The sequence below is a fragment of the Pseudomonas sp. GM48 genome, from assembly GCF_000282335.1.
Classification (GTDB): Bacteria; Pseudomonadota; Gammaproteobacteria; order Pseudomonadales; family Pseudomonadaceae; genus Aquipseudomonas.
On sequence record NZ_AKJM01000173.1, the window covers coordinates 1 to 589 of the forward strand.

The window sequence follows — 589 nt, forward strand, 5'->3', positions numbered from 1 at the left end:
CGGGTGGTAGTAGCGATGGCGGTTGTAGTGCAGGCCGCTTTCGGCGTCGAAGTACTGGCCCTGAAAGCGCAGCGGCTGGTCCAGCTGTTCGCCGTCGCCGTGGCTCAGCTCGCGCAGTTGGCCGTGGGCGGTGTATTTCGCCGACCAGACGATGGCGCCGCCGTAGCTGGTCAGTTCCTGCGGGGTGCCGAGGTGGTCGAGCTGGTAGTAGAACGGGCAGGCGTTGAGCCGGCCTTTGCCGTCGAGCAGGGCCAGCGGGCGAAAGCTGCCGGGTTCGAGAGGTAGCTGCGGTAGTGCTTGGGGCCGCTTTCGGCGACGAGCTGGTCGCCTTGCCAGAAGAAGTGCGTGGTCTGGCCGTCGACGGTTTTGCCGATGCGCCGGCCGAAGGCGTCGTAGCGGTAGCTGGCGGTTGTGCCGTCCGGGGTGGTGACGCCGATCAGGCGGTGCTGGCTGTCGTAGCGGTAGTCGGTGACCCGGGCCGGGGTGCCGCGGCGTTCGCGGATCAGGTTGCCGAAGGCGTCGTAGTCGTAGTGGCTGTCATCGCGCTGGCGCAGGCGGTTGCCCTGCATCCGGGTGGGACCGGGGCGGT

General features: G+C 68.4%; 1 pseudogene. It reads right to left on the minus strand.

What is annotated here, in order from left to right:
* Positions 1 to 589, minus strand: a pseudogene (locus PMI28_RS0128955) (RHS repeat domain-containing protein); the annotation flags it as partial.